The following is a 1401-nucleotide window of genomic DNA, read 5'->3' as shown; positions in this document are numbered from 1 at the left end:
CGTCGTAAGAAGATATACCCGTTTCATTCATATAATTAAGTACATCCATTTTAAACTCCGTAGAATAACTTGTATAGGATTTCTTAAATCCATCGGCTCCTTGAATTTGGTATAAACGAACCCATCCTTGAATCRTTTGATACGAAACTTCAAATATTTTYTGAAGATCCATATAGCTGTGCTTTCCTTCTAGGTAAAGTCGTGTAATGAATATTTTCTGTTCGGCAGAAAAATTAGCCATAAAAAACACCCCGTAAATGTTAGTTTGGTGTCTAACATTTACGGGGCAGTTCAAGTTTGTCTACAGTTTTTTTGGCTTGTACAAATTTGGACGTTGATTTCCACTTCAGGCACTCGCTTTCCGCGGGCGGTCCGGGAGCCTCCTCGGCGCACTTGTGCCTGTGGGGTCTCCCTTAGACTCGCTATTCCCGCAGGAGTCTCGCACCTTCCGTTCCAATCAACTACGTTTAAAATTTTAGATGGAAACTCCTTTTGCCTACAGTCTTTTTTGTTTTAAAATAGAACTATTAAAACTTGAGGTGATGAGGATGCTTTCGAAACATAATTCTATTCAGCGAGATCAACTTGAAATGATTACTTTAGATCAACTGGTGCCGGCGAATCATTTGGTTCGTAAAATGGAGGCTTCCATTGACTTCACTTTCATTTATGATTTGGTGATAGATATGTATTCAGAGGTAGGACGCCCAAGTATTGATCCAGTTATTTTAGTTAAACTGACATTCATTCAATATACCTTCGGTATTCGTTCCATGCGTAAAACGATTGAAGAAGTTGAAACAAATATGGCTTACCGTTGGTTCTTAGGCTATGGTTTCCATGATAAAGTACCTCATTTCTCAACGTTCGGGAAAAATTATGCACGACGCTTTAAAGATACAGACCTGTTTGAACAGATTTTCTATCGCATCTTAATGACAGCTGCTGATAGAAAGTTAATAAGTGCTGAACACGTATTCGTCGATTCCACACATGTGAAAGCCAATGCGAATAAGCGCAAATTTGAAAAGAAAATCGTACGCAAAGAAACACGAGCATATCAAGGACGTCTTCAAGATGAAATAAATCAAGATCGTGAAAACCATGGAAAGAAGCCTTTTCCACCAGATAAATTTGATAAGGAAGAAACCAAAGCAATTAAAGAAAGTACTACGGATCCTGAGAGTGGCTACTATGTGAAAGATGAACGAACAAAACAGTTTGCCTATTCATTCCATGCGGCCGCAGACCGTAACGGTTTTGTATTGGGAACGATTGTAACACCTGGTAATACACATGACAGTCATATTTTGGAGCCACTTGTTGAGCAAGTGATTGAGAAAGTTGGAAAACCAGAAGCAGTTGCCGCAGATGCAGCTTATAAAACACCAGCGATTACAA

The 1401-nt window shown here is 39.1% G+C and carries 2 protein-coding genes; one reads left to right on the top strand and one right to left on the bottom strand.

The features are described 5' to 3' along the window. The coding region (locus AC1DIV_RS29930; protein ID WP_477577959.1) for a helix-turn-helix domain-containing protein at positions 1-241 on the bottom strand (241 nt) is incomplete at its 3' end. A gap of 307 nt (positions 242-548) precedes the next feature. Between AC1DIV_RS29930 and AC1DIV_RS29925 the strand changes: the two genes are divergently transcribed. Further along, the coding region (locus tag AC1DIV_RS29925) for a transposase (protein WP_477577958.1) at positions 549-1401 on the top strand (853 nt) is incomplete at its 3' end.

It is taken from the genome of Peribacillus sp. 05N428 (assembly GCF_056397085.1).
The sequence above is the reverse complement of the archived record's forward strand: the minus strand, read 5'-3'. Positions and strand labels throughout refer to the sequence as shown.